Genomic DNA, 7,402 nt, shown 5'->3' with positions numbered 1-7,402 from the left:
CCAGGACGGCACCGGGCCGCGCTTCGTGATCAACTTCCAGAACTGCGTCCACTGCAAGACATGCGACATCAAGGACCCCGCCCAGAACATCGTCTGGACCACCCCACAAGGCGGCGACGGACCAAATTACCCCAATATGTGATCGCGATCACCGGCGAGGAGAAAGCCATGACCGAATTGAACGGCTGCGATATCGAGGATCTCGAGATCGGAATTGCGGCGGCATTCCCATACCCCGTCACCGAGGCCTACATCGGACGTTTTGACCGCGCGTCGGGCGATAACACCGCCGTTCACATCAACGAGGCCGTTGCCCGGACCACATCCAGCGCGCGGCGGGCCGCGGCCCCCGGGTAGGCCGTCAGACGACCGGGACAGGGGGGTGTCCGAGACCGGGCGCGATGGCCGATGGGGTCTGCCGGAACCGAAAGCGCATGCGACGTTGACGGCGGTGGATATCTGCACATCATGGACCCCATCCGGGACTCGCGCGTGCTGAACGACATTGCAGGATCAACGGTCGGGCAGGGTGTTCCTGCCTGATGGACAGTAACAAAAAAGGAAATTCCCATGACAAATGACGTCGTAATTCTCGACGGTGTGCGCACAGCCATCGGTACCTTTGGCGGATCGCTGGCGGGTCACGCGCCGAGCGCACTGGCTGCGGCCGTCTCGAAAGAAGCGATCGCACGCAGCGGCGTGGATCCCAGCCAGATCGGCCATGTTGTCTTTGGCCATGTGATCAACACCGAAGGTCGCGACATGTATCTGGCGCGGGCCGCCGCCGTCGACGCCGGAGTGCCGAACGAGGCACCCGCGCTGACGGTCAACCGGCTTTGCGGATCGGGCGCGCAGGCCATCGTGTCCTCTGCACAGCACATCATGCTGGGCGATGTCGATTTTGCCCTGGCCGGTGGCGCGGAATGCATGTCGCGGTCGCCGTTTTCCAGCAATGCGCCCCGATTCGGCCAGAAGATGGGTGACCTGTCCATGACCGACATGATGATCGCCGCCCTGAGCGATCCCTTCGGTGGTGGTCACATGGGTGTCACCGCCGAGAACGTGGCGGACGAACACCAGATCTCGCGCGACGACCAGGACGCATTCGCCGCAGAAAGCCAGCGCCGCGCTGCCCAGGCCATCAGCGAGGGCCGCTTCAAAAGCCAGATCCTGCCTATCGACGTGAAGGTGCGCCGCGAGACGGTGGCCTTCGACACGGATGAGCACGGCAAGGCCTCGACGACGTTGGAAAGCCTGGGCAAGCTGCGCCCGGCGTTCCGCAAGGACGGCTCTGTCACGGCAGGCAACGCATCCGGCCTGAACGATGGTGCGGCGGCTCTTGTGCTCGCGTCGGCGGGTGCGGCGGAGAAGGCCGGACTGAAGCCGCGCGCGCGGCTTCTGGGGTACGCGCATGCCGGTGTACGCCCGGAAGTCATGGGCATCGGTCCGGTTCCCGCGGTCACCAAGCTGCTGGAGAAGCTGGGCATGCAAGCCGGTGACTTCGACGTCATCGAATCGAATGAAGCCTTCGCCGCTCAGGCCTGCGCGGTGAACAAGGAACTGGGCTTCGACACCGACAAGGTCAACCCGAACGGCGGTGCCATCGCCCTGGGCCACCCGATCGGCGCGACCGGTGCGATCATCACCATAAAGGCAATGCACGAGCTGGATCGCATCGATGGCAAATATGGCCTGATCACCATGTGCATCGGGGGCGGTCAGGGCATCGCGCTGGCCATCGAACGCCTGAACTGAACACGTCCCGGGGGTCTCGCCCGATGGCGGGGCCCCCTATCGCGGCCCGGATTGCGGGCCAGCAGTCACGACAGGAGCGACCGACATGCCGACGACACCGCAGACATCCGAACAGTTCATGGATCGAATGACCGAATACTGGAGTGTCATGCAGCGCGCGCAGGAGCTGTTCCAGAGGGCGGCGCAGGCATCGGCGACCAAGCTGGCGGGGGGCGATTTCTCGATCGTCGACTCCTCTTCGGTGATGGCGGCCTATGCCAAGGTCGCGATGGCTATGGCGGCGCGTCCGGCGGATCTGGTGGCGATCCAGCAATCGGCGTTCACCAAGATGGCCGACTTCTGGATGTCCGGCTGGAAAGGCTCGGACAGCGCCGTGAAGGACCGTCGTTTCCGCGACAGCGCCTGGAATGACGACCCGATCGCGCGGGTGTGCCGGGATGTACATCTGGCGATGGAAGATGTCGTGTCTGAAATCCTCGGCGGCTTCCCCAAGGGCTCGAAAGAGCAATTGCGGGTCGAATTCTATACCCGCCAGATCCTCAGCGCGCTGGCACCGAGCAATTTCCTCGCTCTTAATCCGCAGGCCCGCAAGAAGCTGTTGGAAACCGATGGCCAGAGCCTGCTGGACGGGTTCAAGAACCTGCTGGACGACCTTGAACGCGGCGACGGTCGGCTGGACATCGCCACCAATGACCCGACCGCTTTCGTGGTTGGCCGCGATCTGGGCACCACCCCGGGCAAGGTCGTTTTCCAGAACGACATGATGCAGCTCATTCAGTTCGATCCCTTGACCGAGACCCAGCACAAGCGACCCATCCTGTTCGTGCCGGCCTGGATCAACAAATACTATATTTTCGACATGCGCGAAAAGAACAGCCTTGTCCGCTACATGCTCGAGCGCGGCCATACGGTGTTCGTGATCAGCTGGGTCAATCCGGGGCCGGAACACGCCGAAAAGAGCTTTGAGCACTACATGAACGAGGGCCCGCTTGCGGCGCTGGATGCGATTGGCGAGGCCACGGGCGAGAAGAAGATCAACATCCTTGGCTTTTGCATCGGCGGAATCCTCGTCACGGCGACGCTGGCCTATCTGGCGGCCAAGGGCGATACCCGGGTCGCGTCTGCCACGACTCTCGCGACAATGGTGGACTTCACCGATGTCGGCGAGATCGGCGTCTTCATCGACGAAGACCGCCTGAAGGTCCTGCGCGAACATATGGCCGAGACCGGACATCTTGCAGGGCATCACATGCAGGACATGTTCTCGATGATCCGCGAGAACGATCTGGTCTGGTCGTTTCATGTGATGAACTACCTGATGGGGTCGAAACCCCCGGCGTTCGATCTGCTGTTCTGGAATTCGGATTCGACCCGTCTGCCGGCGGCAATGCTGCTGTGGTATCTCGAGCAGATCTATCTGCGTAACGCCCTGCGCCAACCGGGCGGTCTGACGCTGAACGGTACCGGGATCGATCTTTCGAAGATCAAGACGCCGTTTTTCGTGTTGGCGACGAAAGAGGACCATATCGCGCCCTGGACGTCGGTCTATCCGACCACGCAATTGCTGGGCGGCGATGTCAAGTTCGTGCTCGGCGGCTCGGGTCATATCGCGGGCGTCATAAACCCGCCCGGCGAGCGCGAGAAATACGGCTATTGGACCGGCGACGATTGCCCCGAAGACCCGCAGGAATGGTTAGCGAACGCGACCCATACCAACGGTTCGTGGTGGCCTGCCTGGGCCGAATGGCTCGAGGCGAAGGACCGGGCGAAACAAGTCCCCGCCCGTGTGCCCGGCGAGGGTAAACTGAAGGTCATCGAGGACGCTCCGGGTTCCTACGTGCTGACCCATTGACAGCGGGCAAGCCTGCACCCCGGCCATGTGCAGGACGGTGATGACAGCCGTCCTGCAGTCGTTCCACCGGGTACACCTGGAGTTATGCGACGGCGCACGGAATGTCGTCAGGCTGGCCTTGGAAGCGCGCCGCGATCATTTCCAATCCGTCGTGACCGGCTGCTATTTCGTCGTCAGCAAACCGTCGTTCGGGAATATGCGCGCAGCGTGCTCTGCCAAATAGATGCGCAGCCAGGGTGTGAAATCCTGGGGGGCCACCCGGATCAGCGCGCGCAGCGCCGACAGGGGCATCCATTCGATCGCCATGACTTCCTCCGGGTCGGGGTCGATAGTCAGGTCCTCGGGCGCTTCGGCGGTGAAAAGGTCCACCACCTCATGCTCGACCATGCCGCCGCCGACATCGGCGCGATATTCGATGCGGTCGCGATGACTAAGGGTCAGGCCGGTGATTCCCAGCTCTTCGGCCAGACGCCGGGTGGCGCAAACCTCGGGTGCCTCGTCCCAGTGGGGATGCGTGCAACAGGTATTCGCCCAGAGCCCGGGCGTGTGATACTTGCCCAGCGCCCGACGTTGCAGCAGGACTGAGTCCTGTCGCATCACGAAAACCGAAATGGCCTTGTGTCGCAGGCCGCGTTCATGGACCTCAAGTTTCTCAAGTGGCTTCAGGACACCGTTGTCCCATGCGGGTATGAGGGTCGTCATGCATGCGTCTCCGGCATGAGGCGCGCGCGGCGGCGCAGGTTTTGCAGGCCAATCCGGCGCAGGCACGGCGGCGCCGGGTGGTCCGTGTCTTGGTGAGCTATGGCGTCAAGGTCAAGCGTCGAAACCGGGGACCGCGGTTCATCGCCATACACACAATAGCATCGCGGCAAAGTGAGTCTGCGTCCGGACATGGCATGCGATTGCCCATGCAGCCGCATGCCACTGTGATATATTGCGCTGCGGATCCGGCTGGACAGTCCAGACATTACCCCCGGGACCAAAAGGATCAGATGCCCTGGTTTCGCCCCTTGCTCGTTGTTCTGACATGTCTTTCCGGCCCGGTCGCCGCGCAGGACGGAGAGCGGCTGTTCCGGCGCTGCGCCGCGTGTCACTCCGTCGTGACGCCCGAGGGCCAGACACTGGTCTTTGGCGGTCGTGTGGGACCCAACCTTTATGGTGTCGCGGGGCGACCTGCGGGCACTCAGCCGGGGTTCAACTACTCCGCCTCCATGCGCTCCGCGCGCGACCTGGGGCTGGTCTGGTCGGAGGCCGAGTTTGTCGCCTACCTGCACAATCCGACGGAATACCTGAAGACATACCTTGGCGACCCCACAGCGCGGGCCCGCATGGCGTTCCGGCTCGATTCAGGTGGTGACGCGGTCTATCGTTATCTTCAGAGCCTTGAGCGCTAAAGATATAAATCCATTGAAAAATCACGACGAATGACGCGTATCTCACCGAGCCGCGTTCAGCTTCTGGTAAGCCTCGAAGGCTAAACCTGTTCCTGGGTGGAAAAGGAGTGGGTGAGATGTCGAATGGCAGCTCGGGCAGCAACGCTGCGCCGATTATTATCAAGCGTAAGAAAGTCATCAAGGGTGGCGGCCATCATGGCGGTGCGTGGAAGGTGGCTTATGCGGATTTTGTGACCGCAATGATGGCCTTCTTCATGCTCATGTGGCTGCTCAATGCGACCACCGAAAAACAGCGCAAGGGCCTGGCCGATTACTTCGCGCCGACGGTGTCGATCAGCAAGATTTCCGGCGGTGGTTCTGGCGCCATGCAAGGCAGCTCTGTCTATTCCGAGGACACGCTGCCGCAGAACGGCACCGGTGCCACGAGCTTTCAGCCGGTGGTGCAGACCGCCAGCGGCGAAAACTCGTCGGATGAGGGCGTGCGCTCCGAGATGGACGCGCAGTTCTCGGATGTCGAACGGGTCTTTCTGGACCGCGTGGTGGAAAGCACCGACGGCAACGCGCTCATGCCGCACATCTCGACGCGAATCACCGATGAAGGCCTGGTGTTCGTCTTGTCCGATTTGCCCGATGCACCGCTGTTCGAGGATGAGGCGACGATCGCGCCGGCCCTGGATGACCTGCTCTGGCTCATCTCCGAGATGAGCGCGCTGGTGACCAACGAACTGGCGATCGGCTCTCATGTCAGGCGCTTCCCCCTGGTGCTTGCCAAGGATCCGGCCTGGGAGATGAGCAAGGCCCGCAGCAACGCCGTGCAGGAGCGTTTGGGCCAGAACGGAGTGCACGATCGCAAGATTCGCCGCGTTACGGCCCATGGCGACCGTCAGGCCGACCGGACCGCAGAGACCCATGCCCGCAACAACCGGATCGAGATTGTGTTTCTGCGCTGATCCTCTCGGTCGGGCCAGAGCCATGGGATTTCGGCAGAAAGATGGCGGAATTGAAGAAAAAGTATGTGAAGGATTTTAGCCGTTAGCCAGACCTTAAAGGTCCGCGCGGTAGGAAGGCCTCGACGCGACAGAGCAGAAAGGCCCGTCCATGACGATCTCATCATCCTTGAATGCCGGTGTGTCCGGGCTGGCTGCGAACGCCAGCCAGCTCGGAACCATCTCGGACAACATCGCCAACTCTGAAACCTACGGCTATAAACAGGCCGAGACGGATTTTCATTCCGTCGTGATGTCGAACGCCGGCGGTACCTACACTGCGGGTGGGGTGAACACCTCGACCAGTTACCAGATCGACCAGAACGGCTCGCTTGTCACGACATCAAATCCGACGGATCTGGCGGTGCGCGGGCGCGGCTTCCTGCCGGTTGCCAGTGCCTCGGAAGTTCAGGCCGGCAACGGCGATCCGCAGATGATGCTGACCACGACGGGATCCTTCACCACCGACGAGAATGGCTACCTCGTCACCAGCACGGGTCTGATGCTCATGGGTTGGCCAGCAGAGCCGGATGGCTCGATCAGCACCTATCCGCGTGACACGTCCGAAGGTCTCGAACCTGTCCAGATCAACGTGAACCAGTTCTCGGGCGAACCAACGACGCAGGTCACCCTGGGCCTGAACCTTCCCGCGACCGAAACGCTGGCCGGGTCCTCGGGCGATCCGTTGGTGCTGTCTGTGGAATATTACGACAACCTCGGCGTCTCCGAGACGCTCGAGATTACCTACACCCCGACCATTCCGGCAACGGGAACGTCGAATACCTGGACCATGACGATCGAAGACAGTGCGACCCCGGGCACGGTCATCGGCGAATATGAACTCGCCTTCGACGATTCGCGCGCGAGTGGCGGCACGCTTCTCTCGGTGAACACGACCTCGGGCGGCACCTATGATCCTGTTACGGGCTCGCTGATCGTCACTGTCGCAGGCGGGCCGATCGAGATCACCATTGGAGAGCTTGGGGCCAGCAACGGCATCACTCAATTGTCGGACAGCTTCGCACCGCTCAACATCTCCAAGGATGGCTCTCCGGTGGGCAACATGACCTCGGTGGAAATAGACGAGAACGGGATGGTTCACGCGTTCTTCGATACCGGGATCACGCGCACGATCTACCAGGTGCCGCTGGTCGATGTGCCAAATCCGAATGGCCTCGTACCGATGGACAATCAGGTCTACGCGCCCTCGTTCGAAAGCGGCAGTTTCTTTCTCTGGGATGCGGCTGATGGACCGACCGGAGACATCGTGGCCTACGCCCGCGAGGAATCCACGACCGACGTGGCGTCCGAACTGACCCAGCTGATCCAGACCCAACGGGCCTATTCGTCGAATGCCAAGGTCATCCAGACAGTGGACGAGATGCTGCAGGAAACCACGAACATCAAACGCTAAG

8 protein-coding genes are annotated in these 7,402 nt (G+C 61.8%); 7 read left to right on the top strand and 1 reads right to left on the bottom strand.

Translation table 11 applies throughout. The features are described from left to right. The 4 genes from ACXYMN_RS18865 to ACXYMN_RS18850 all read left to right on the top strand — a co-directional run. On the top strand, nucleotides 1-142 hold a 142-nt coding region (locus ACXYMN_RS18865; protein ID WP_459015535.1), incomplete at its 5' end, for a 4Fe-4S dicluster domain-containing protein. Between the two features lie 26 nt (nucleotides 143-168). After that, entirely contained in the window at nucleotides 169-357 is a 189-nt protein-coding gene (locus ACXYMN_RS18860) for a hypothetical protein (RefSeq protein ID WP_459015529.1), read from the top strand. A gap of 213 nt (nucleotides 358-570) precedes the next feature. Then, nucleotides 571-1,755, top strand: coding sequence for an acetyl-CoA C-acyltransferase family protein (locus ACXYMN_RS18855; RefSeq protein WP_459015527.1), 1,185 nt, complete (start codon nucleotides 571-573; stop codon nucleotides 1,753-1,755). 85 nt (nucleotides 1,756-1,840) lie between these two features. After that, complete coding sequence (locus ACXYMN_RS18850; protein WP_459015525.1) at nucleotides 1,841-3,607, top strand: PHA/PHB synthase family protein; 1,767 nt, start codon at nucleotides 1,841-1,843, stop codon at nucleotides 3,605-3,607. 162 nt (nucleotides 3,608-3,769) lie between these two features. Here the strand turns inward: ACXYMN_RS18850 and idi are convergent, their stop codons facing one another. Further along, nucleotides 3,770-4,309: an isopentenyl-diphosphate Delta-isomerase gene (gene idi / locus ACXYMN_RS18845; RefSeq protein WP_459015523.1), complete on the bottom strand. Its 540-nt coding sequence runs from the start codon at nucleotides 4,307-4,309 to the stop codon at nucleotides 3,770-3,772. Nucleotides 4,310-4,599: 290 nt separating this feature from the next. On the opposite strand from idi, the gene ACXYMN_RS18840 reads away from it, so the two are divergent. From ACXYMN_RS18840 to ACXYMN_RS18830, 3 genes are all read left to right on the top strand, one after another. Then, nucleotides 4,600-5,001 carry a c-type cytochrome gene (locus ACXYMN_RS18840; protein ID WP_459015521.1) on the top strand — a complete coding sequence of 134 codons (402 nt, stop codon included), beginning with the start codon at nucleotides 4,600-4,602 and terminating at the stop codon, nucleotides 4,999-5,001. A 116-nt stretch (nucleotides 5,002-5,117) separates the two neighbouring features. After that, complete coding sequence (locus ACXYMN_RS18835) at nucleotides 5,118-5,951, top strand: flagellar motor protein MotB (protein WP_459015520.1); 834 nt, start codon at nucleotides 5,118-5,120, stop codon at nucleotides 5,949-5,951. A 148-nt stretch (nucleotides 5,952-6,099) separates the two neighbouring features. Further along, on the top strand, nucleotides 6,100-7,401 hold the full coding sequence (locus tag ACXYMN_RS18830) for a flagellar hook protein FlgE (protein WP_459015518.1): 1,302 nt from the start codon (nucleotides 6,100-6,102) through the stop codon (nucleotides 7,399-7,401). Nucleotide 7,402: the final 1 nt, after the last annotated feature.

The organism is Roseivivax sp. CAU 1753, assembly GCF_054482575.1.
The sequence above is the reverse complement of the archived record's forward strand: the minus strand, read 5'-3'. Positions and strand labels throughout refer to the sequence as shown.

What these genes read in the sequence shown, in the direction of transcription:
- ACXYMN_RS18860 (WP_459015529.1), top strand. Translation starts at nt 169, where the DNA reads ATGACCGAATTGAACGGCTGCGATATCGAGGATCTCGAGATCGGAATT.
- ACXYMN_RS18855 (WP_459015527.1), top strand. Translation starts at nt 571, where the DNA reads ATGACAAATGACGTCGTAATTCTCGACGGTGTGCGCACAGCCATCGGT.
- ACXYMN_RS18850 (WP_459015525.1), top strand. Translation starts at nt 1,841, where the DNA reads ATGCCGACGACACCGCAGACATCCGAACAGTTCATGGATCGAATGACC.
- idi (WP_459015523.1), bottom strand. Translation starts at nt 4,309, where the DNA reads ATGACGACCCTCATACCCGCATGGGACAACGGTGTCCTGAAGCCACTT.
- ACXYMN_RS18840 (WP_459015521.1), top strand. Translation starts at nt 4,600, where the DNA reads ATGCCCTGGTTTCGCCCCTTGCTCGTTGTTCTGACATGTCTTTCCGGC.
- ACXYMN_RS18835 (WP_459015520.1), top strand. Translation starts at nt 5,118, where the DNA reads ATGTCGAATGGCAGCTCGGGCAGCAACGCTGCGCCGATTATTATCAAG.
- ACXYMN_RS18830 (WP_459015518.1), top strand. Translation starts at nt 6,100, where the DNA reads ATGACGATCTCATCATCCTTGAATGCCGGTGTGTCCGGGCTGGCTGCG.